Origin of the sequence: Amycolatopsis sp. WAC 04182, assembly GCF_003947465.1 — a bacterium.
GTDB lineage: Bacteria > Actinomycetota > Actinomycetes > Mycobacteriales > Pseudonocardiaceae > Amycolatopsis.
Window position 1 is genome coordinate 345824 of record NZ_QHJJ01000002.1, and the last position, 21570, is coordinate 367393.

General features: G+C 68.7%; 17 protein-coding genes. 6 read left to right on the plus strand and 11 right to left on the minus strand.

All coding sequences use genetic code 11. From position 1 onward, the window contains the following. Positions 1–3: 3 nt before the first annotated feature. The 3 genes from gap to DMH01_RS08780 all read right to left on the minus strand — a co-directional run bounded on the left by gap (position 4) and on the right by DMH01_RS08780 (position 3708). The gene (gene gap / locus DMH01_RS08770; protein WP_125674961.1) at positions 4–1008 is read right to left on the minus strand and encodes a type I glyceraldehyde-3-phosphate dehydrogenase; all 1005 of its coding nucleotides are present in this window, start codon (positions 1006–1008) and stop codon (positions 4–6) included. Between the two features lie 178 nt (positions 1009–1186). After that, positions 1187–2374 carry a winged helix DNA-binding domain-containing protein gene (locus DMH01_RS08775; protein WP_125674963.1) on the minus strand — a complete coding sequence of 396 codons (1188 nt, stop codon included), beginning with the start codon at positions 2372–2374 and terminating at the stop codon, positions 1187–1189. 50 nt (positions 2375–2424) lie between these two features. Continuing rightward, positions 2425–3708 (minus strand): acyltransferase, encoded by a 1284-nt coding sequence (locus tag DMH01_RS08780; RefSeq protein ID WP_233621455.1) that lies wholly within the window; start codon positions 3706–3708, stop codon positions 2425–2427. A gap of 382 nt (positions 3709–4090) precedes the next feature. On the opposite strand from DMH01_RS08780, the gene DMH01_RS08785 reads away from it, so the two are divergent. Together DMH01_RS08785 and DMH01_RS08790 are read left to right on the plus strand one after the other, a co-directional pair. Continuing rightward, positions 4091–4696, plus strand: coding sequence for a YiiX/YebB-like N1pC/P60 family cysteine hydrolase (locus tag DMH01_RS08785; protein ID WP_125674965.1), 606 nt, complete (start codon positions 4091–4093; stop codon positions 4694–4696). Positions 4697–4768: 72 nt separating this feature from the next. Then, on the plus strand, positions 4769–5986 hold the full coding sequence (locus tag DMH01_RS08790) for a hypothetical protein (RefSeq protein WP_125674967.1): 1218 nt from the start codon (positions 4769–4771) through the stop codon (positions 5984–5986). A gap of 239 nt (positions 5987–6225) precedes the next feature. Here DMH01_RS08790 and DMH01_RS08795 read toward each other — a convergent pair whose 3' ends face one another. After that, positions 6226–6648, minus strand: coding sequence for a nitroreductase family deazaflavin-dependent oxidoreductase (locus DMH01_RS08795; protein ID WP_125674969.1), 423 nt, complete (start codon positions 6646–6648; stop codon positions 6226–6228). Between the two features lie 87 nt (positions 6649–6735). Between DMH01_RS08795 and DMH01_RS08800 the strand changes: the two genes are divergently transcribed. Further along, positions 6736–7674, plus strand: a complete 939-nt coding sequence (locus tag DMH01_RS08800; protein ID WP_125674971.1) for an AraC family transcriptional regulator — start codon at positions 6736–6738, stop codon at positions 7672–7674. On the opposite strand, the gene DMH01_RS08805 is transcribed toward DMH01_RS08800, so the two are convergent. From DMH01_RS08805 to DMH01_RS08825, 5 genes are all read right to left on the minus strand, one after another. After that, the gene (locus DMH01_RS08805; protein WP_125674973.1) at positions 7658–8071 is read right to left on the minus strand and encodes a type II toxin-antitoxin system VapC family toxin; all 414 of its coding nucleotides are present in this window, start codon (positions 8069–8071) and stop codon (positions 7658–7660) included. The two genes, DMH01_RS08800 and DMH01_RS08805, sit on opposite strands and share 17 nt — an antisense overlap. Continuing rightward, positions 8061–8327, minus strand: a complete 267-nt coding sequence (locus DMH01_RS08810) for a type II toxin-antitoxin system Phd/YefM family antitoxin (protein ID WP_037320919.1) — start codon at positions 8325–8327, stop codon at positions 8061–8063. The genes DMH01_RS08805 and DMH01_RS08810 overlap by 11 nt, the downstream gene beginning before the upstream one ends. 45 nt (positions 8328–8372) lie before the next feature. Further along, entirely contained in the window at positions 8373–12848 is a 4476-nt protein-coding gene (locus tag DMH01_RS08815) for a hypothetical protein (protein WP_125674975.1), read from the minus strand. 178 nt (positions 12849–13026) lie between these two features. Beyond that, a complete protein-coding gene (locus tag DMH01_RS08820; protein WP_046199931.1) occupies positions 13027–13767 on the minus strand; it encodes a hypothetical protein in 741 nt (246 codons plus the stop codon). Positions 13768–13814: 47 nt separating this feature from the next. Next, positions 13815–15269: a hypothetical protein gene (locus DMH01_RS08825; RefSeq protein WP_125676633.1), complete on the minus strand. Its 1455-nt coding sequence runs from the start codon at positions 15267–15269 to the stop codon at positions 13815–13817. Positions 15270–15378: 109 nt separating this feature from the next. Here DMH01_RS08825 and DMH01_RS08830 point away from each other — a divergent pair, with 109 nt between their 5' ends. Together DMH01_RS08830 and DMH01_RS08840 are read left to right on the plus strand one after the other, a co-directional pair. Then, a complete protein-coding gene (locus tag DMH01_RS08830; RefSeq protein WP_125674977.1) occupies positions 15379–15816 on the plus strand; it encodes a PPOX class F420-dependent oxidoreductase in 438 nt (145 codons plus the stop codon). Between the two features lie 526 nt (positions 15817–16342). Beyond that, positions 16343–18856: a PQQ-dependent sugar dehydrogenase gene (locus DMH01_RS08840; protein WP_199745475.1), complete on the plus strand. Its 2514-nt coding sequence runs from the start codon at positions 16343–16345 to the stop codon at positions 18854–18856. Between the two features lie 106 nt (positions 18857–18962). On the opposite strand, the gene DMH01_RS08845 is transcribed toward DMH01_RS08840, so the two are convergent. Then, entirely contained in the window at positions 18963–19574 is a 612-nt protein-coding gene (locus DMH01_RS08845) for a TetR/AcrR family transcriptional regulator (protein WP_233621456.1), read from the minus strand. An 83-nt stretch (positions 19575–19657) separates the two neighbouring features. Here DMH01_RS08845 and DMH01_RS08850 point away from each other — a divergent pair, with 83 nt between their 5' ends. After that, positions 19658–20536: a sterol desaturase family protein gene (locus DMH01_RS08850; RefSeq protein WP_125674981.1), complete on the plus strand. Its 879-nt coding sequence runs from the start codon at positions 19658–19660 to the stop codon at positions 20534–20536. Here the strand turns inward: DMH01_RS08850 and DMH01_RS08855 are convergent. Next, positions 20510–21514 carry a glucosyl-3-phosphoglycerate synthase gene (locus tag DMH01_RS08855; protein WP_125674983.1) on the minus strand — a complete coding sequence of 335 codons (1005 nt, stop codon included), beginning with the start codon at positions 21512–21514 and terminating at the stop codon, positions 20510–20512. The two genes, DMH01_RS08850 and DMH01_RS08855, sit on opposite strands and share 27 nt — an antisense overlap. Positions 21515–21570: the final 56 nt, after the last annotated feature.

Here is a 21570-nt window from a genome sequence, read left to right on the forward strand (position 1 = left end):
GGCTCAGGAGAGCTTGTTGCCGACGAGCTTGACGAGGTCGGCGAGGCGGTTCGAGTAGCCCCACTCGTTGTCGTACCAGCCGACAACCTTGACCTGGTTGCCGATGACCTTGGTCAGCGGCGCGTCGTAGATACAGGACGCCGGGTCGGTGACGATGTCGGCCGAAACGATCGGGTCGTCGCTGTAGCGCAGGATGCCGGCGAGGGGGCCCTCGGCGGCGGCCTTGTACGCGGCGTTGATCTCGTCGAGGGTCGCGCTCTTGGTCAGCGTGACGGTGAGGTCGGTGGCCGAACCGGTCGGGACCGGGACACGGACCGCGTAGCCGTCGAGCTTGCCGTTGAGCTCCGGCAGGACCAGGCCGATGGCCTTGGCGGCACCGGTCGAGGTCGGGACCATGGACAGCGCGGCGGCGCGGGCGCGGCGCAGGTCCTTGTGCGGCGCGTCCTGCAGGTTCTGGTCCTGCGTGTACGCGTGGATCGTGGTCATCAGGCCCTGCTCGACACCGAAGGCGTCGTTCAGCACCTTGGCCAGCGGGCCGAGGCAGTTGGTGGTGCAGGACGCGTTCGAGATGATGTTCTGCGAACCGTCGTACTTGTCGTCGTTGACGCCCAGCACCACGGTCAGGTCCTCGCCCTTGGCGGGCGCGGAGATGATGACCTTCTTGGCGCCACCGGCGAGGTGCGCCTTGGCGGCGTCACCGGTGGTGAAGAAACCGGTCGACTCGACGACGACGTCCACGCCAAGGTCGCCCCAGGGCAGGTTGGCCGGGTCGCGCTCGGCGAGGGCCTTGATCGTCTTGCCGTCGACGACGATGCCCTCGTCGCTGACGCTGACCTCGCCCGGGAAACGGCCGAGGATGGAGTCGTACTTGAGCAGGTGGGCCATGGTGGCGACGTCGCCGAGGTCGTTGAACGCGACAACCTCGATGTCGTGACCGGCGGCCTGCACGGCCCGGAAGAAGTTGCGGCCGATGCGGCCGAAGCCGTTGACACCTACGCGAACCGTCACTGCTGCCACTCCCTTGAGACTCGTCCGGGATCGCCCCGGTAAGACGTCCTTTACTCGGGCGCAACCCTAGCGTGCGTGCTCGGGCGACCCTCTTTGCCCTGACGAGACTTCCACCACTCGGTGGGTCAGGTCAAGAATCGATTAAGACCATCGCTACCAGGCCGTCTTGCCGAAACTCTCAGCTTCCCTGTGCTAGCCGTCGCTCCAGCGGTGTCCGCATTCGTGGCGTGACTCGCACCTCTCCGAACCACTCGGCCAGGTGGTTCGCCTCCGCCTCGACGGCCCGTTCGACGTCCGCTCCGACGTCCTCCAGGAAGTGGTGGACGACCTCGCCGTCCGGGCGCTGCGCCCAGCCGCCGACGATGCGGCCGTCGGCCCAGACGGTGGGCCCGATGTTCCCGGTGCCGTCGAACAACGGTGCCTTGTGCGGGCCGAGATACCAGTCGCGCTCGATCCAGCCCATCGACGTCGGATCGAGGGACGGGAGCAGCGCGACCCACGGGGCGGGCTCGTCGACCGGCTCCAGATCGTCGGCGAGGACCACGCCGGGAACGCCGTCGAGATCGACCTCGGCCGGCTGAATCGCCGCGAGGGCCTTCTTCGTCTGGCCCGCCGTCCAGCCCGTCCACCAACGGAGGTCCGCGATCGGGGCGGGACCGTAGGCGTAGAGCCACCGCCGGGCGAGCTCTGCCCTGGCGGCGTCGGCGTCCCATTCGGCGAGGCCCTGTGGCAGCCAGCCCGCCATCGGGGCCCAGTAGTACTGGCTGCTGATCCAGCTGCCGCGCGGGCGGCCGCGCACGATGCGGCCGTCGACCGCGAGCTGGAACAGGACACGGCTGGTGACGTTGGCGATCGCCTCGTACGGCTTGCCCTTGGCCATCAACAGCTGCTGCTTGAGGCGCGGCTCGTCCTCGGACAGCTGCTGTGCCGTGGCGGAACCGCGGGCCTTCAGCGCGCGCTCGGTCGCGTCCTCGACCTCGGCGAGCCAGCGCTCCGGCTCCGGCACGTTCTCCGGATGTCCCTGCGCGCCGAGGTGCTGTTCGAGCAGGCGGCGCTGCTTCTTGGCGATGTCGGCGGAACACGCGGCCTGCACGAGCGCCGCGTTCTCGTGACCGAGGACGAAGACCGTGCGGCGCATGCCGAGCATCCGGATCAGCGTGCGCTCCTCGTAGAGCGCGCTTTCCAGCTCCGCGACGCCGTCGCCTTTGACGCGCGCCCACGCGGACAGGTGCACCGACGCCGGATCCGTGGCGTGCAGCGCGACGACCGCGTCCGCGGCGGCGTGCACCGACTCGGCGGGCGTGACGAGGCGATGACGCGTCGCGAGGCGGGCACGGCGCTGCCGGATATCGATCTTGGGGATCACGGATCGTTCCTACCACCGGGCCCCGACAAAAACGGATCGGTCCGGGCTCGTCAGTTCCGGTGTTCCCGGCCGTGGGCCAAGGGCGGCACCGGTGCCCCGGGCCGCGGCCCGAAGCGAGCGACCTGAGGCGCCGGTCGGCGAGGCGGCGGAGGGACGGCCGGAATCACCTGGGTGATCTCGGTGTCCGGGTTCGACGCGGGTCTTCCGGTGCCGGACCGGGGTTCGTCCGGCACCCGGAGGTAGATCCGCAGCTTCTGGGTCGGCCGTTCGATCAGCCGCCAGGAGACCACCCCGCAGACGTATGCGGTGGGCACCGCGAGCACGATCAGCAGGTACGAATCGCGGACCCCGGCGAGGGTGTACAGCTGCTGCACCGGCATTCCCCACACGTACATCCCGTAACTGGGATAGACCCACTGGTCGTAGCCGTCCAGCCGGCGCGGCCAGTGGTACGCCCAGGTGATCGCGCCGTAGCCCGCGGCGATGGGCAGGATGAAACGCGTCGCGGGTTCGATGGGCGGGGTGAAGTTCGCGACGAGGTAGAGCGCCACCAGTGCGTACGCGACGGCCGGGCGCAACGGGATCAGGTCCCGGTAGGCGTGCATCAGCATGCCGGCGACGAACGCCACCAGGAACGCCACCATCGACCCCAGCGGCACGCTGAACAACGAGCCCGCGTCGCCGTGGAAGCCCACCGAGGCCCCGATGAACCCGTCCGCCACCATGAACGCCAGCAGCAGCGGGAACAGGACGATCCGTCCGCGCGCGAGCCCGCCCACCAGTCCGACGACGAGCACGATCAGATATCCGGTGGTCTCCATCGGGAGTGTCCAGATCGAACCGTTCGCGGAGTACGGGTACGGGTTCTCGGTGAACACCCCCGGCAGCAGATGCTGCAACGGGTACAGCATCGCGTTGTTCACCACGTAACCCCAGGTGCCGGGATTCCCCCAGTACTCGTGCGGGCTGAGCACCGTCACCAGCGGCCCGATCACGAACGCCGTCACCATGACCACGAACAGCAGCGGCGGCCAGATCCGCAGCACCCGCTTGAGCAGGTAACGCCACCACGAGGAGTCACGCCGCCAGCTGTCCGCGATCTGGTAGCCGCTCATGGCGAAGAAGGCCATGAGCGCGAAGTACCCCAGCGAGATGTTCCAGCTCGGCGGCAGGCTGGTGATCCGGGTCGGTTCGATGATCGGGAAACAGTGCTCGAAGACGACCAGGATCGCCCCGAACATCCGCAGCCACGCGAACCCGGTGTCCGGTTTCGCGTACGTCTTCGCGCCCGGGCTGCTCATGGACCACCGGGGCGGTCCATCCGAACCCGCCATGCGCGGGAGATTACCGGGGCCTTGCCGGGGGCGTACGGGATACCGATACTTCTCGTGGAAAAGTACCGACGCCAGCCCACCGCTGAACACCGAGAGCACAGAGGGAGCGACCCATGGTGACCGAGTCCGATCGTTCACGCCGGGAACGCCGCCTGGGACTCGTGGTGATCGCCGTGCTGGTGCTCGTCCTGGAGGCCGCGGTGGTCGGCTACCTCGTCACGTCGAACTGAGCGACGGCCGGACTGTCAGGCGTTCACCGGACTCCCACGGCTCCCCGAAGCCGTTAGTTTCAACTCTGTCAACAGATCGCGGCCCGCACTTTCGCGCATACGCGCAATTCGGTCGGGTACCGCTGTCCTCTGGTTGAAAGAGTGGGGAAATCATGGGCAAATTCGGGAGAATCATCACGTCGTCCGCCGCGACCGCGGTAATGGCGGGAACGGCGATGTTCGGCCTGCTCGCCGCGCCCGCCCAGGCCGCGGAAACGGCCGCGTCGAGCGAGATCGGCATCGCTTCCTCCGACGACGGCGCTTGCAAGACGAAGAAGACGGTCGGAAACGCGCGGAACAAGGGAGACGTCTTCCACTCCTACGCGAAGACCTCCGTGTTCAAGCACAACCACGTCGGCATCTACTACACGACGAAGACGATCGTGGAGGCACCCGGAAAGGGCAGCAAGAGCAAGTCCGTCACGGCGTCCACGCTGAAAAAATGCGGCCCCATCTACAAGATGTCGGTCAACGCCAAGCAGTCGAGCCGTGACAAGGCGGCCAACCACGCCTACAACAAGTTCCGCGGGCTGGCCTACGACGCCGACTTCGCGAACAACAAGTACAACAACAACGGGAAGCTGAACTGCTCCGAGCTGGTGTGGAAGGCCTACAAGGATTCCGTGGACATCGACCTGGACAAGAACGGCGGGCTGGGCGTCTACCCCGACAACATCAAGGATGACGGCAGCACCGTGGTCTACCAGACCATCAAGTAACGACATTCGATGACCGGTGCGGCCTGCCCGAGGGCAGGTCGCACCGCCCACCGTCTGAGAGGATCCGGTCCGGTGCGCCTCCCCCGACTCGTCGCGCTCGCCGCCTGCGCACTCCTGGCCGTGACGGCCTGTACTTCGCCGGACGGCGGAGCAGCTGACCCCAATACGGTGAAGCTCGGCGAAACCGTCGTCGCTTTCTACCTCAACCCGGACACCTCCGCCGACAACCCGCCGGAAAAGCGGCAGCCCGCCTATCTGGTCCTGGTGCGGGCCGACGGAAGCAACCAGCTGATCGAGACCGGCGGCATGGCCGAGTCGCATATCGCGTGGTCGGAGACCGGGCTGTTCTTCAGCGACGACACCCGCGACTACATTCTCGGCAACGACGGGCTGGTCAGCTTCGAGAACAAGAAGGCGGGGCATCAGCAGTCGGCTTTCGCATTACCCGGCGGCAAGGGTTTCGTCTCGGTCTACAACGAAGGCTTCTCCGAATCCGGCTACACCAATCAGGTGGCCGTCACCACTTCGACCGGTTCCCAGCTTTACCGGGTCGAAGGAAACTACTTCATGAACGCGCTGTGCGGCGGCGTCCTCAATGGAATCGCCACCGACCCCGGAACTCATTTCGCCGATTCGGCCAAGATTCCCGGCATGCGCTCGAAGGTCGATCCCAGTGCGCAGCCGGAACTGCTTTCCCAGCTGTATCCGGCGACCGCAGGCAAGGAAAAGGCCCTCGCGTGGCGGGGAGTCTTCGACGCGGGAGATCACAACCGGCACGTGCCCTGTCACGACGGTGTCATCACATTCCTTTCCGATTACACCGACGCCGACGGAAAGCCCCGGATGACCATCGTTTCGTGGAACACCGGCAACGGTCAGTACACCGAACAGCCCCTGCTCGACGGCGGGGGACGCCCCATCACCGAGAAACTGGTCGACCCCGAGACGTTCTCGCAGAAGACATACGACGCCAGGGCGGTGCGGGAGGGCCGCCTCGAATGGCTCGCCGCCGACGGCCGGATCATGAGTACCGAAATCGCCTCCGGGGTCACCACGCCGCGGTTCGACACCGGGTTCACCTCGGACAGCGATTCGTCCAGCCAGGCGATCTTCACGGACCGGTCGATAACCCTGACGCAGGAGACGTTCGACGGCGAGACCCCCGTCAAGATCAAGCGGTTCGATCGGGTGACCGGGAAGCTGATCACCGAGATCACCGTGCCCGGACTGGCGGAACGGTTCGGCATCCGGTTCAACTTGCGCGGGATGGCCGTTCCCCCGTCGTCATGACCTTTCTTGTCTCGGCCTGGCCAGATGGCTCCCCGGGCCCGGTCCGTGAAGGCCTCGGCAATCGCCACCTGTGTCCCATCTGCACCAGCAGTCACAGCGGCTGCGCGTGAAGGACCCCTTCCCTCGGCTCAGCCGAGGAAACTCGACCTTCACACCTTGCCAAGTACATGAAGGCCCCCTTCCTTGCGCCTATGTACAGGAAGGGGGCCTTCATGTACCTAGAACCACTCCCGAAGGGGCTAGACCCGCTCCAGCTCGAAGACCGGGATGACGCGGCTGGTCTTGCTCTGGTACTCGGCGAACTGCGGCATGACCGCGGACTGCCTGGCGTAGACCTCGTCGCGTTCGGCGCCGGCGAGCAACCGCGCACGGATGGGGAAGGTCTCGGTGCCGAGTTCGACCTTCGTGTCCGGGTTGGCCACCAGGTTGTGGAACCACGCCGGGTTGTCGTCCGAGCCGCCCTTGCTCGCGAAAATGAAGATCCGGTCGCCCTCGAGAAGCGGGACGAGTGGCGCGATCCGCTGAGCGCCGGACTTCGCGCCGGTGTGGTGGACGAGGACGAGCGGGTAGCCCTCGAACATGCCGCCCGCCTTGCCGCCGGTCTCGCGGAACTCGGCGATCACGGTGCGGTTGATCTGGTCGAAGTCGAACGTGTCGGTCATGTCCTCGATCGTATGCGGCACCCAATGACCGTTTCGATGCCTGAAAACGCCACGAAGATATCCATCTGTCGCACTATCCTCGACTCCATGGACTTGTTGGCCGAAGCGCTCGCCGTAGGCGGCGTCCGCGGCGCCACCGGAGCGCGCATCGAGGCGTCCGGACCGTGGGGCATCCTCTGGCACGGCATCGCCCGCGCCGCCTTCTACGCCGTCACCTGCGGCTCCGCCTGGCTGGAACTCGCCGGGCATCCGCCGCGGCAGCTCATGCCCGGCGACGTCGTCCTGCTGCCGAACGGCCCCGAGCACACTCTGCGCAGCGCTCCGGACGTCGCGATCATTCCCAACCTGTGCACGGCGGCGGAGAAGGCGCGGGCCTGCGGCGGCGTGTTGCGCCTCGGGTCCGGCGAGGTGGACACCCATGTCCTCGGTGCGTCCTACGACTACGACCCGGCGGTGTCCACCCAGGTGCTGGCCACGCTGCCGGAGCTGGTGCACATCCGCGCGAACCATGTCGGCGGCGGGCTGGACGACACCGTCCGGCTGTTGTCGCGGGAACTGGCCTCACCGCAGATCGCCACCGAATTCGTCCTGAACCGGCTCGTCGACATCCTGCTGGTCCAATTGCTCCGCGCGTGGCGCACCGAGAAACCGGCCGAGGCCCGGGGAACCTGGCTCGGCGTCCTCGGTGATCCGCTGATCAGCGTGGCGCTGGCGAAAATCCACGAGGACCCGGCGAAACCGTGGACCACCGACCTGCTCGCGGCGGAACTGGCGACCTCGCGCAGCACGCTGACCCGGCGCTTCCGCGAAACCACCGGCCGGACGCCCGGCGAGTACCTGACCCAGTGGCGGATGGACCTGGCCGCCGTCCGGCTGCGCGACACCGACGACACGGTGGACACCATCGCCCACTCGGTCGGCTACACGTCGGTGTACGCGTTCAGCCGGGCCTTCCGCCGCGCTCGCCGTCAGGCTCCCGGGCAGTACCGGGCCGCGGCTCGGGAAGGCCTCAAGCCGGCCGGGTGACCGGAACGACGTCGAGAAGTTCCTTCAGGCCTTCGAAATCCTGCGGATTGGTGGTGTACAACGGCATCCGGTGCGCGATGGCGACACTGGCGATCATCAGGTCGGCCACCCGGCGCCGGGGCGTCCTGCCCATCGCGAGCACGGACGCCGACACCCGGCCGAAGATGCGGGCCGCCTCGGTGCCGAACGGCAGTGGATCGAATTCCGATTCCACCCGTTGCAGCAGATCCGTGCGCCGGGCGCGTTCGGCCGGGTCGGCGGCGTAATGCGGACCCGCCGAAAGCTCGGCCAGCGTGATCGTGCTGATCGACATCAGATCCGGCAGCTGGGCGTGATCGATCGACCGCCGGAGAATGAGGATGTTCGTGTCGAGCAGGCCGTGGACCTCAGCGGCCATAGGGATCCTCCGCCTCCCCTTCGAAAGCGTCGTCGAGGTCCGCGCGGAACCTGTCCGGGTCGATGAGCGGAGCGTTCGCCGAGCCGGTGGCGAACTGGTCACGGGAAACAGCGTGCCGTCGGCACAGCGGAACCAGCTGGGCGATCGGCGAACCGCTACGGGTCACAGTGAAGGTCTCACCGTGCTCGACCGCGTCCATGATCTCGCCGGACCGGTTCCGGAGATCACGCTGAGAGATCTCGTGCTGAACGCTCATGGACGCACTTTAACACGGCGTGCCCCTTGGTGCCACCGCGTGCCACTACGCGGTCTCCTCCTCCGGTTCCGGCTCGTCCGCCGGTCGCGTGAACAGCCGCGTCGCCGAGAGCCGCGCGACGCCGTCGGGCTCGCCGAGTTCGTCGGTCGCGTTCCGGATCGTCGCGTCGACGGACAGGTACTTGCGCCCCGCCCGCAGGTCCGCGTCGTTGCGCAACCGCACGATCAGCGGGAACTCGCTCAGCGCGCCGGCGTCGAAAAGGCCGGTGGTGTAGATCAGCTGGACGCCCAGCGCCTCCGCGACCGCGCGCTGCAGTTCCAGCAGGTAGCCCGCCGACGCGCGGCCGATCGGGTTGTCGAGGAACAGCACGCCGGAATGCCGGTTGCGGGCCTTGCCGCGGTTGTTCGCCCGCAGCGCCGCCAGGGTGCAGTACAGGATGATCGCCGCGGTCAGCTGCTGTCCGCCGGAGAAGACGTCCCTGATCTCGGAGACGCGCTGCCGTTCGGTCCGCAGCACGGAGTCCGGCTTCAGCATGTCGACCCGGAAACCCTTGGGAGCGGCGGCCTGCACGCCGCGCAGCACGAGCGAAAGCCCGTCCCGCTTGACATCCCGGCCGTCGGAGGTCTTCCCCACCGCGGCCTCGTCGACGACCTCGCCCAGTTTCTCGGCGAGCACGTTCTCTTCGAGTTCGGTGAAGCGGATCCGCAGGAATTCCTGGCCCGACCAGTCGCCGAGACCGTCCGGCAGCCGTGAAACCCGTTGTGCCGCACGGAGAGTGCGCAGCGCGCCGTCGACCATGCCCTGCAGGCGGGTGATGATGCCGCCGCGGTGCCGGTCGATCTGCGCGAGATCGTCGGTGAGCGTGCGCAGCCGGGGCCGCAGCGCCTCCGCCCATTCGGCGGCGTGGGCGGGCAGCTGATCGCGGCGGACCGAGATCACCTGCTGCCGCACCGGCGTGCTGAGCTTCTCGAACCGCTTGTCCGTGGCGTACTGCGCCAGCTGGTCGGCCGCCGCGCGCACCCGGCGGTCTCCCGCGTCGGCGGCGTCCTGCGCCTCGGTGAGCGAGGTGTTGAGCCGGGAGTGCTTGGCGCGCGCGGATTCGACATCGCCGTCGAACGCCGCCTGCTCGTCCTCTTTGGACAAGAGGTGCGCCATGGATTCGGCCAGCAGGCCGAAGCCGGACGCCGATGCCTTCGCGGACTCCAGCGTCGCTTCGGCCGCGGCCCGGCGCTCCTGCAGTTCTTCCCATTTCCGCGCGGCGGCGGACACTTCCAGGCTGGCGTCGTCGATGAGCGCCAGGCCGTGCTCGATGTCCTTCGGCCGCGCGTCGGACGTGATCGCGGCCAGCGCCGACGGCTGCTCCGGAAGCTGGCTCAGCTCCGCCTTGCGAGTCGCGACGAGCCCGACGATCTCGGTGCGTTCCTCCTCCAGCACCGCGACCGCGCGGTTCGCCCGCGCCTGCGCCGCCGCCCGTGCCGAAGCGTCGGAGCCGTCCGGTGTCTCCAGCAACGCCGAGGCACGCTCGCGGACGGCGTCGTCCAGCGCCTCCACGGCCGCCCGAGCGGACGCCTCGACACTCTCGGCCTGGTCGAGTTCGGCACGGAGGTCGCTGCCGACCTCCACCTTCGCGTATGCCTCGGAAGCCGACGCGAAAGTCCGCCGCAACGCGTCCACCGGTTCGGTGGGCACGGGGTCGTTTTCGGTGACGTCACTCGATCCCGGCACCTCGGCCAGTTCCGCTTTCGCGGTCGTCGCCGTGCGCCGGTGCCCGTCGGCGGTGCGTTGCTCCTCGCTCGCCTGCTCGCGCAGCCGGGAAGCCTTCGCCGCGGCCTCGGACGCCGTCGCCTCCGCCCGCTCGGCGGTCTCGGTCGCGCGTTCGACGTCGTCCGTCCACTCGGGAATCTTCGCGGCGCGCGCGGCGAGTGTTTCGAGCCCGCGAGCCCGCTCCCCCGCCTCGGCCGAAGCCGCGCGCAATTCGGGGACCCGTTCCCGGAGCCCGGCCGCCTTCTCGCCGAGGCGCTGGAACTCCTTTTCCGCCTGCTCCAACGCGGTCTGCGCGGTTTCGTGCGCGGTGCGCGCGTTCTGGAGCTGCTCTGCCAGTGTCGCGATGCTGCCGGGCGGGTAGTCCTCGCGCCAGGTCTTGAGCTTCCACGACAGGGCGCTGTCGTCGGCCAGCGACGTCGCCAGCGCTTCCAGCCGGCGCTGACGTTCCGCGTGCCGGAGCGCGATGGCCTCGCGCTCGGCGTCGGCGGCTTCCTCGTCGTACATCGCCGGATTCGGCGGCACGAGGAAGGCGATCCCGGCCTCGTCCGGCAGGCGGTCGGTCGTGGTGGCCTCGGTCGTGGCGACCGGGATGATCGTGGTGGGCAGCAGACGCCGCTCCGCCAGGACCTTCTCGGCCAGCCGGACCTGCTCCGGTTCGTTGAGCAGGATCCCCGAGACCAGCTGGGGCGCGCGGGCCAGTACGGCCGCCCGCCGTTTCTTGTCCAAAGTGGACAGGTAGCGCCAGCCGGACCACGCGTTCATCCCGGCGGCTTCCAGCGCGTCCAAGGCGGCCTGGACCTCTTCGGTGGCGGGCAGGAGGCCGCCCGAGCCGAGCGCGTTCAGCGCGCGCTCGTCGACGGATTCCTCCATCCGCAGCGCGGTCTGTTCCTTCTCCGCGGCCGAACCCGCCTCGCGGAGCCGTTCCAGCAGCACCGGGAGATCCGTCTCCAGCGTGACGTCGTCCGCGCCGAGGAGTTCGCTCAGCCGGGGCTCGACGGCGAGCGCGTCGGTGCGCCGGTTGGCCCGGTCGAGTTCGTCGGCCGCGCGTTCCAGACGGTCCTTTGTGGACCCCGCGAGGCGGTGCGCGTCGTTGACGGTGGCCTGCGCGGACCGCAGATCCTCGGCGACGCGTTCGAGTTCCTGTTCGCGCCGCACGAGTTCCGCGGCGGTCTCCTCGGCTTCCGTCCTGGCCGCGCGCGCCGCTTCGGCGACGTCGGCACCGGCCTTGAGCGCGCCGGACCGGACGGTTTCCGCGATCTCCTCACGGATTTCGGCGATCCGCGCGCCCAGCCCGCGGGCCTCCGCCCGGCGCGAGGCCGCGAGGTTCGCCGACTCGTCGCGTTCCGCCTGAGCCTTCTCCGCCTCGGCACGCAGGGCGCCGACATGGGCTTCGGCCTTCGCCGCCTGCTCGGTGGCGTTCTTGGCCAGCGCCAGCAGTCCCCGCGCGAGCGCGCCCGCGGCGGCGTTGCGCGCCTGCAGCGCGGGCTGCGCCTTCTGCTCGCGATTCCCCACCAGTTCCCGGAAATCGCGGGCCTTGCGGGAGGCGTTGAGGTGGTTGAGCACGGTGGCGCATTCACGCCAGGCCTCGGCGGCGGTCTTGGCCTCGGCCAGTTCGCCGTCGATCCGCTTCTTGCTCTCCTGCGCTTCCTCGAGCCGCAGTTTCCCGACCAGGCGGCGGAGTTCGGTGACCCCGGCGGCGAGACGGCGGTGGTCACCCTCGGCCAGCTTCTCCGCGGACTTCACCTCGTCGACGTGCTGTTCGAGTCCGCTCAGCCGCTCGTTCTCCAGTTTGTCGCGCGCGGCGACCTGACCGGCCAGCGTCCGCATCTCGGCGCGGGCGGCGTCGGCGAGCTTCCGTGAAGCGGCGGCGACGCCTTCCTCCTCCGCCAGCGGCGTGAGCAGATCGAGCGCCCCCGCGACGAAATCGCGCTCCGACAACAGATCCCCGCGCTGGGCGAGGTTGTGCGCGTAGGTCGCGACGACCTCGGCGAGATCCTTCGGCTCCTCCTCCGAAAGCACCGCGCGCAACAGGAACTCGACGAACGCCTCGTCGGTGCTGAACGCGAAGGCGTCCGCCGCCTCGCCCTCACCGGCGTTCATCGCGCGCTGGTACCGGAAGAGCTCGGTGTCGAGGCCGAGGCCGTCGAGCCTGGACGTCCACTCGTGGTGACGCCGCGTCCAGAACAGCTCCAGTTCCGGCTCGCCGCCGTGCACCTTGTCGAGCTGGTCGTGGAAGCCGGACATCGTCAGCAGCCTGCCGTCCGACGTCAGCGGCAGCGAGTCCAGATCGAGCGAGGGCGTCGGCCGGAAGCAGTACCAGGAATCGACGAGGTTCTCCGAATCCGCCGACACCACGTGCCCGCGCCATTCCGACACCTTGCCGGTGATCACCCGGTGGCCGGTCTCGACCTGCAGCCATTCCAGCACGACGTGCGAGACGTCCTTGGCGGCGACGAACTTCTCCAGCACCTTGGTGTTCGTCGTGCCGACGACCTGGCGGCGGCCGGGCAGCATGACCGAGAAGATCAGCTTGATCAGGACGGACTTGCCGCCGCCGTTCTCCAGGAACAGCACGCTCGCCGGCGACGGGCGCCGCGGCGGCCCCTCCCCCGCGAGGTGGATCCCGGCGCTGAACAGCGCGTCCTGCTTGGGCGCGGTGATGGCCGCGCCGACGCCGCTGAAGTCCAGCACGACATCCTGGTACCGCGCGCCCGCCGGACCCACCGAGTGCAGGCGAACCCGCGAAAGCTCGTACATCTCTTCCCTCCCCTAACCGAGAACCCGCGTCCGCGATCGCGTCGCCAGGGCCCTGGTTCCCGTTGCCGCCCACGCTCCGCTTCCCGGTGCCCTGCCGCCGCGATAGCGGGGCCTCCGGCCCGGGCGGGTTCGCATCGGCTGATTTCCGCTCATCACCACTGCTCCGCTCGCCGGCCCGCTAGAGCGTGTCCGACGCGGCCGCGCGCAACGTCCCGCCGCCGTTCGCGACCGAGACCACGTTCAGTTCCAGCAGATCGTCGAAGGCCGCGTCGGCGGCGAGTTCGCGCACCTGCACCTGATAGCGCGGCGTCGTCCGGTAGGTCCCGCCCTGTTCTCCGCTGACCTGGACGAGAAAGCCCTGATCGGCGAGGAAACGCAGGGCGCGCGCGACCATGCCGCGCGTGGTGTCCGACGCCAGCCTGCCGTCCTTGGTCGCCGCCGCGGCCGGACGCCGGGCGTAGGCGCGCCAGGCCTGTTCGAGTTCGGGCGCGTCGGCCAGCGGGTCGTTGTTCGCCTCCGCCTCCGCCGCGCGCTCGTCGAGGATCCGGCAGGCCTCCCGCACCATCGCGTCCACCTGCTCGACGCTGACGCGGCCGATGTAGGTGTCGTTGGCGAGATCGTCCGGGCGCGGGTAGCCGAGCGCGGCGGTCGCGAGGTGGACGAGCCCATGGAGGACCTTCTCGGTCTCACGGCGCTCGCGGATCTTGCTCTGCCGAGCGTAGCTGTCCATCTTGATCTCGAAGACGGACTCGTCGGTCGCCGCCAGCACTGCGCCGGCCTGGAGGTTGACCTCCAGCACCATCAGCCCGAGCCCGGCCGCGACCGCGTGCGTGAGCTGTTTGAACGCCCTGTCCTCGCCGTAGCGCCGGACGAGGTCGCCGTACACGACGTCCCGCGACGGCAGTTGCTTCGGGCGCATCCCGAAGGAAACCAGCCTGGCCGCGGATTCGACGTCCCCGGTTGTCGTCACGCGACCTCCTCCTCTTCTTGATCTTCACGATCGACCCTGGCCGACGAAAGCAGCAGATCCGCTCCGCCGAACTCGGGGTCGTCGAGCAGCGTGCCGTCGTCGACGGCCAGCAGCACCTGGCGCTCCCCCAGCCTCAGCGCTGCGCCGACCTCGGGACTGTAGGCGTGCACCGCCCGCAGGGCGACCAGGGCGGGCAGCCCGGGATCGATCCGGCGGGCTTCTTCGAGCAGCCCGGACAGCCGCCGCGGCACCTCCGGCAGGTCGAGCAGGTCGTCGGCGAGGCGCCACTGCTCGTCGCCGAACCTGTCGGTGACCTCGGCGGGCATGAGTTCGGGTTCGGGGATCTCGCCGACGAGCTGATCGCGTTCGGGGGCGGGCCGCAGCAGCAGCGACACCAGTGACGACAGCGACGGCACGGTCGGTGGGGAGATCCCGGCGCCGGCGTGGAAGAACGATTCGGCGGGCGCGACGGCTTCGGCGATCGGCAGGCCCAGCGTCGGCATCAGGAGCTGGCCGAACAGGTCGATCGTGGCGCGCTGCGGCGGCCCGGAGAACTGCTGACGGTCCTGTTCGGCGCGGAACACCGCGCCCGCGTCGGCCAGCCGCGACTGGAGCCGGGTGTGGCGGCGGATGCAGTCACCGACGATGTCGACGAGTTCGGCCGCGCGGCGTTTGCGGTCGAGGTCCTCGGTCTCGTCCCTCGACGCGGTGATGTTCTTGAGGATCGCGTTCTCGGCGCGGAAGCGGGACTCGATATGGGACAGCGCCTGATCCAGCAGGTCCGGGACCTCGCGCTCCCAGTCGACCGCGCGCACGTCGCGCCGGGTGGCGTCGAGCTTGGCGCGCAGGGTCTCGCCGTACTGGACCGTCCGGTAGCGGGCCTGTTCCGCCGCGAGCTTGGCGTCGGCGAGGCGGCCGCGGTTGATCAGGTTCTCCAGTTTGACCTCGGCCGCGATCTGGGCCGACTCGACGTCGGTGTCCAGCGCGCCGACGAGCACGTTGATCGCCTCGTCGGTGGCGCGCAGGTAGACCTCGCCGTCGGGCGCGGCCAGCTCGACGAGCAGTTTGAAGTCGAACTGGCGGCGCTGGTAGCCGCCGCCGGGACCGATGGAGCCGTAGACGCGGCGGAACCCGCGATCGGTGGTGCCGACGTTGATCAGGTTGTCGAGCACCCACCGGGCGACCTTGGCGTGCTCGTCGGGCGTCCGGCCGGGCGCCTGGAGCGCCACGAACGGCAGCAGCCGCGCGATCACCTGTTCGTGGTCGGCGCCGGTGTCGAAGTCCATCGAGACGGTGACCTGGTCGATCGTATGCAGGGCGATCTCGGCCATCTGGTAGATCGTGGCGTCCGCCCAGTCCAGCTTCGCCTTGCGCGCGTCGAGGTCGTGCAAGGGCGCGGTGCAGGCCAGCGCCTTGAGGCGGCGGGTCAGCCCCTCGTCGGCCAGCCCCATCCCGGTCAGCTCGTCGTCTCGCACAGCAGGCCAGGCTAGTCGCCGCCCCTCGCACCCCGCACGGGTGACCGGGGTGCCCGGCGCCGCGGGCGGCGGTAGCGTCTGGTTCATGCGTGAAATGAGCCGGGACGAATGGTGGAAGTTCGCCAGCGAGGGCACACGGACGGGCATGCTCGGCCTGGTCCGCGCCAGCGGGGCGCCGATCGTGACGCCGGTGTGGTTCCTGCTGAACGAGGGGCCGGACGGTGACGAGCTGATCTTCACCACCGGCACGGACACCCTCAAGGGGAAGGCGCTGCGACGCGACCCGCGGCTTTCGCTGGCCGTCGACGACCAGAAGCCGCCGTACTCGTATGTGCAGTTCACCGCCGAAGCCGTGCTGCACAACGACCTCGACGAGATGCTCGAATGGGCGACCAGGCTCGGCGGGCGGTACATGGGCGAGGACAAGGCCGAGGCCTATGGGAAGCGGAACGCCGTCCCGGAGGAGTCGTTGGTGCGGGCGCGGATCACGAAGGTGATCGCGCGGGCGGACATCGCCGGCTGACTCTTTTGTCTCCGCGTGAAGGCCCCCTTCCCTCGGCTGAGCCGAGGGAAGGGGGCCTTCACGCGCGTCGGGCGGGGTTGCTGCTCTGGCTGGGTGGTGTCGCAGGAGGGTGTCGCAGGCTTGAGGGTGTCGCGAAAGCCACTTTCGCAACCTTCAGCGTTGCGAAAGCCACTTTCGCAACCCGCCGGCCCTGAGGCCAGGTGTCCCACTGGCCGCGACACCTCTTTCATCCGCGTTTAGTCCTCTGGATGCGGTCCTTGCACACGCAAGGACCGCATCCAGAGGACTAAACGCGGTTTTCGGGGGTGACCCTCCGTGTTGATGTTGGTCAAGTATTGACACGAAGCACCCTCTGGTGTGTGATCTGACTCATAGATAGGAAAGTTTCCTAACTAAACTCCACGTCCCCCGCCGGGCTCGCCCGGTCCGCCGTTGCACCTCCCGACCCCGAACTTCACGCATGGAGGCTCCAGTGGCACCCCGACCACCGTGGCGCGCGTTGCTCACGTGTGCCGCCGCGACGGCGATGACCTTCGCTGTCCTGCCGGCTCTGCCCGCCGGCGCGGCACCGACCGATCACGAATCCGAAGCCGCGACGATCTCCCAAGGCGCCGTCGAAAAGAACCACGCCGGCTATTCCGGCACCGGGTTCGTGAACTTCGACAACGTCGCCGGCAGCTATGTCGAGTACACGGTGAACGCCGCGCAGGCCGGAACCCAGACACTGACCTTCCGCTACGCCAACGGAACCACGATCGACCGGCCGGTCTCCTTGACCGTCAACGGCACCGCCGCCGGGACACTGTCCTTCCCCGGCACCGGGGCGTGGACCACCTGGAAGACCGTCACGAAGGACGTCACGCTGGCCGCCGGGGCCAACAAGATCCGCACCACCGCGACGACCGCGAACGGCGGGCCCAACGCGGACAAGCTCACCGCGAGCGGGGTGGTCGACGCCGAAGCGCCGACCCCGCCGAAGAACCTGGCCGCCAAGGACATCAAAGCCCGCAGCGCCACCTTCACCTGGGAGGCCGCGACCGACAACGTCGGCGTGGTCCGCTACGACGTCATGCGCGGCGGCAACGTGCTCAAGACCGTCGACGGGAACACGCTCACCACGACCGTCGACGACCTGCAGCCGAACACGGCCTACGACATCTCGGTCGGCGCCTTCGACGCGGCCGGAAACCCCTCGCAGCAAAGCAATGTCGTCCAGTTCACGACGCCGTCCAGCGGGGACACCACACCGCCGACGGTGCCGGGGAACCTCCGCTCGACGTCGGTGACCGCGAATAGCGTCTCCTTGGCGTGGAACGCTTCCACGGACAACAGCGGCACCATCGCCGGTTACGACGTGTACCAGGGCACCACGAAGGTCGCGACGACGCCTTCGCTCGAAGCGACGGTGACCGGCCTGACGGCGAACACGTCGTACACGTTCACGGTGAAGGCGCGCGACCTCGACGGCAACGCGTCGGCCGCGAGCACCGCGCTGACCGCGAAGACGAGCGGCGCGGCGGGCGGCGGGATTCCCGAGTACGACAAGGAAATCACGAAGGCGGACCTCGCCTGGTCGGTCGACTTCCTGCCGGACGGCACGGCGCTGGCGACCGAACGGGACCGGTTCGAGATCCTGCGGATCACGCCGTCGGGTGAGAAGACCACGGTCGGCAAGGTGCCCGGCGCGGTCGGCACCAACGGCGAGGGCGGCCTTCTCGGCATCGCGATCTCGCCGAACTACGCCACCGATCACGCGATCTACCTGTACCACACGGCGTCCGGCGACAACCGGATCGTGAAGATGACCTACGACAACGGAAAGCTGTCGTCGGCCTCGACCCCGGTGCTCACCGGGATCGCCAAGAACCGTTACCACAACGGCGGAAGGCTGCGTTTCGGCCCGGACGGCAAGCTCTACGCCACCGCCGGCGACGGGCAGAACAAGGACACCGCGCAGAACAAGGGATCGCTCAACGGGAAGATCCTGCGGGTCAACCCCGACGGATCGGCTCCGAGCGACAACCCGTTCTTCTCCACCGGCGGCAACGCCCGCTACGTGTGGAGCTTCGGGCACCGCAACCCGCAGGGCCTCGCGTGGGACTCCCGCGGCCAGCTGTGGGCATCGGAGTTCGGTGACGGCAAGCTGGACGAGCTGAACCTGATCCAGAAGGGCGGCAACTTCGGCTGGCCCCAGTGCGAGGGCACCAGCGGAACCTGCGGTGGCACGGTCGCGCCGAAGAAGACCTGGCCGACCAGTTCCGGCGGGCCGAGCGGGATCGAGATCGTCAACGACTGGATCTACGTCGCCGCGGTCACCAGCGAACAGCTCTTCGCCACCCAGATCAACGCGGCGGGCAACGGCGTCGGCTCGGTGCAGTCGCTGTTCTCCGGCCGCTGGGGCAGGCTCCGCTCGGTCACCAAGACACCGGACGGCGGCCTGTGGGTCACCTCGACCAACGCGGACAAGAACGGCGGCACCCCGAGCGGGATCGACAACGTCGTGGTCCGGCTGAAGTTCCCGGGTGCCGCGCAGCCGGGAGCGTTCAAGCTGACCAGTTCCGCGTTCGCGGACAACGCTTCGATCCCGGACAAGTTCACCTGCGCCGGTGACGGCACCGCGGGCCAGGACACCTCCCCGCCGCTGGCGTGGGGCGCCGGGACCACCGGCGCCAAGGGCTACGCGATCGTCTTCGCCGACGTGGCCAACAACGGCAACAAACTGCACTGGGCGATCTGGGACATCCCGGCGTCCTCGGGGTCCACAGTGTCACTGCCCGAAGGCCTGGGAGCGGGTTACACCGTCCCGAACCAGAACGGCGCCAAGCAGAAGGCCATGGGCAGCGGGGCGAACTCGCAGAAGTACTTCGGCCCCTGCCCGGGCGGCTCCAGCCATCCCTACACCTTCACGCTCTACGCGCTGAAGTCGGCGACGGTGCCGGGCTTGTCCTCGTCCTCGACGATGGCGCAGATCGAGACGGCGATCAAGAACGCCTCGACGGCCAACGTCACGCTGCGCGGCAAATCCAGCGCCGCGTCCTGAGTCACGGCCGGGGTGTCCGGAGCGGCGCCGGGCACCCCGACCGTATCCAGTGTGAGCTGGAGGAAAGCCACCCCGTCCGGGATCTCCCGGCGGGGTGGTTTTTCGTTCACCAGCCGAACAGGTTCCGCATGATCCGCCCGCACCGCTCGGTCATCGCCGCGGCGTCCTGATCCGGCTGGTCGATCCACCAGCTGATCAGCGAATCGACCACGCCGGTCCACACCTGGGCGATCGCCTCGATGTCGCGATCGTCGTCCAGGCCCCGCGAGCGCATCAGCTGGGCGGCGCCCACCAGCGCGAACCCGTCGAGCCGGTAGCGGTAGTCGATCGCGACGCCGGCGATCTCGCCCGTCGAAGGCACCGTCGGGTCACGGAGCAGTTTCCAGGCGTACCGGTCGTTGTCGAACGTCTCGAAAATGGCCGAGAGCACCGCGAGCGGCATCCGTTCGGGCGGCTCGGCCTCCGCCGCCATCGTCTCGGCGACGCCTTCGGTCAGCCTGTCCCCCGCCCGGTGCAGGCAGGCGAGGTACAGCCCGTCCTTCGAGCCGAAGTACTGGTACAGCAAGGGTTTCGTGACACCGACCCGGCGCGCGATCTCCACCATCGACGCCCCGGCGTATCCGTTCTTGCCGAACTCCTCCGTCCCGGCGCGCACGATCTGGGTCTCCCGCTCTTCGCGGGGCACCCCCTTCGTGCCGACGGCCCTTGCTTCTGTCACGGCGGTTATCTTACCCTGAGGTAAGTGACCCTAGGGTAAGTTACCTGACGGTCAGATAGCGGGGCGGACGAGGGAGAGGTGCGGTGGCGGATTTTCTTGCCCATCTGAGTGACCCGGTGCTGCTGGCGACACCGGTGTTCCTGCTGTTCGTCGCGATCGAGATCCTCGCGCTGCACGTGCTGGGCCACGACGACAACGTCATCGGTTACAGCGTCAAGGACACCCGCACGAGCATGTCCATGGGCGCGGTGGCGGTGGTGATCAACGGCGTCTTCCGCATCGCCATGCTGTTCGTGTTCGCCGCGCTCTACGAACTGGCGCCGGTGAAGTTCAGCCCGCACGACTGGTGGACCTGGGTCCTGATGCTGCTGGGCCAGGAGATCGTCTTCTACGCCTACCACCGGGCGAGCCACCGCGTCCGGCTCATGTGGGCGGGCCACCAGGTGCACCATTCGAGCGAGCACTACAACTTCTCGACGGCGTTGCGGCAGAAGTGGACCCCGTACTTCCAGCTCCCGTTCTGGTCGATCCTCGCCCTCGCGGGCATTCCGCCGTGGATGATCCTCACCGGACTGTCGATCGACCTCGTGTACCAGTTCTTCGTGCACACCGAGAAGATCCGGAAGCTGCCGCGCTGGTTCGAGTACGTGTTCAACACGCCTTCACACCATCGTGTGCACCACGGCAGCGACCAGGAGTACCTGGACGCGAACTACGGCGGCATCCTGATCATCTGGGACCGGATGTTCGGCAGTTTCGTGCCGGAGGGCAAGCGCCCGACCTACGGGCTGACCAAGAACGTCGAGTCCTACAACCTGCTCAAGGTCGGTTTCCACGAATACGGCTCGATCCTGCGCGACGTCCGCGCGGCGAGGTCGTGGCGGGACAAGCTCGGCTACGTGTTCGGCCCGCCGGGCTGGCAGCCCAGGGAGGCGCTAAGCGCTCCTGCGCAAGGCAGGTGAGTTCTCCGGGCGGATCTCCGGCGGGAGGCTCTCCAGCGGCGGCCGCTGCGTGAGGGCCACGTCGGTGAGCACGAGTTCCCGCTCGACGGACTCCCCCGCGCCGCGCCGGAACTGGGCGAGCGACGTCGACGGCGGCGCCGCGGAGATCAGCCGGCCGCCGCGTTCCAGCCGGTCCATCAGGGTCAGCATGATCTGCGCGGACATCCGGCCGAGCGCCTGCGTGCTCTGGTGGCGGTGGGTCCGGTGGCCGAGGTCGACCTGCGCGAGCGCGTCGAGGCCGTGCGCTTCGAGCAGGTCGATGAGGTGGCCGACCTCGACGCCGTAGTGCGTGACGAACGGGATGCCCTCGAGCACTTCGCGCCGTCCCGCGTACTCGCCGGCGAGTGGCTGGACGAAACCGGCCAGTTCCGGCCAGTACATGTTGAGCAGCGGACGGGCGACGAGTTCGGTGACGCGGCCGCCGCCGTCGGGTTCGACGCCCGCCGCCCCGGCGAGCGGACGGTGGTAGAAGCCTTTGACGTAGGCGATTCCCGGGTCGGTCAGCAGCGGCCCCAGCAGACCGGTCACGTAGCCGGCGGTGAAGTCGCGGAGGTCGCCGTCAACGAAGACGACCAGATCGCCGGAGGTCTCGGCGACACCCTTCCAGAGCGCTTCTCCCTTGCCCGCCAGGCTTTCCAGCTCCGGGAACACCGCGTCCTGCGCGACGACGTCCGCTCCGGCCGCACGGGCGACCTCGGCGGTGGCGTCGGTGGAATGGCTGTCCACCACCAGGATCTCGTCCACCAGGGGGAAGCGTTCGACGAGTTCGCGCCGGATGGTGCCGACGATCGCGCCCACCGTCTCCTCCTCGTCGCGGGCGGGGATCACCACCGAAACCCGGGTCCCGCGTTTGGCGGCGACCAGCTCCGCCGCCCACCAGTCACCCGCCCGGCTGCTGCGCCGCGCGAGCCACCTGCCGACCTCCGCCGATACCCGCATGGCTGCCCCTTCCCTCGAAGATCACCTCTCCGGCGATCTTCGGGTGAGGCTGTTTC

Bases quoted from the DNA above. Each gene is read 5' to 3' on its own strand.
- DMH01_RS08780 (WP_233621455.1), bottom strand. From the start codon at position 3,708: ATGGCGGGTTCGGATGGACCGCCCCGGTGGTCCATGAGCAGCCCGGGC.
- DMH01_RS08785 (WP_125674965.1), top strand. From the start codon at position 4,091: ATGGGCAAATTCGGGAGAATCATCACGTCGTCCGCCGCGACCGCGGTA.
- DMH01_RS08795 (WP_125674969.1), bottom strand. From the start codon at position 6,648: ATGACCGACACGTTCGACTTCGACCAGATCAACCGCACCGTGATCGCC.
- DMH01_RS08800 (WP_125674971.1), top strand. From the start codon at position 6,736: ATGGACTTGTTGGCCGAAGCGCTCGCCGTAGGCGGCGTCCGCGGCGCC.
- DMH01_RS08805 (WP_125674973.1), bottom strand. From the start codon at position 8,071: ATGGCCGCTGAGGTCCACGGCCTGCTCGACACGAACATCCTCATTCTC.
- DMH01_RS08810 (WP_037320919.1), bottom strand. From the start codon at position 8,327: ATGAGCGTTCAGCACGAGATCTCTCAGCGTGATCTCCGGAACCGGTCC.
- DMH01_RS08815 (WP_125674975.1), bottom strand. From the start codon at position 12,848: ATGTACGAGCTTTCGCGGGTTCGCCTGCACTCGGTGGGTCCGGCGGGC.
- DMH01_RS08820 (WP_046199931.1), bottom strand. From the start codon at position 13,767: ATGCGCCCGAAGCAACTGCCGTCGCGGGACGTCGTGTACGGCGACCTC.
- DMH01_RS08825 (WP_125676633.1), bottom strand. From the start codon at position 15,269: ATGGGGCTGGCCGACGAGGGGCTGACCCGCCGCCTCAAGGCGCTGGCC.
- DMH01_RS08830 (WP_125674977.1), top strand. From the start codon at position 15,379: ATGCGTGAAATGAGCCGGGACGAATGGTGGAAGTTCGCCAGCGAGGGC.
- DMH01_RS08840 (WP_199745475.1), top strand. From the start codon at position 16,343: ATGACCTTCGCTGTCCTGCCGGCTCTGCCCGCCGGCGCGGCACCGACC.
- DMH01_RS08855 (WP_125674983.1), bottom strand. From the start codon at position 21,514: ATGCGGGTATCGGCGGAGGTCGGCAGGTGGCTCGCGCGGCGCAGCAGC.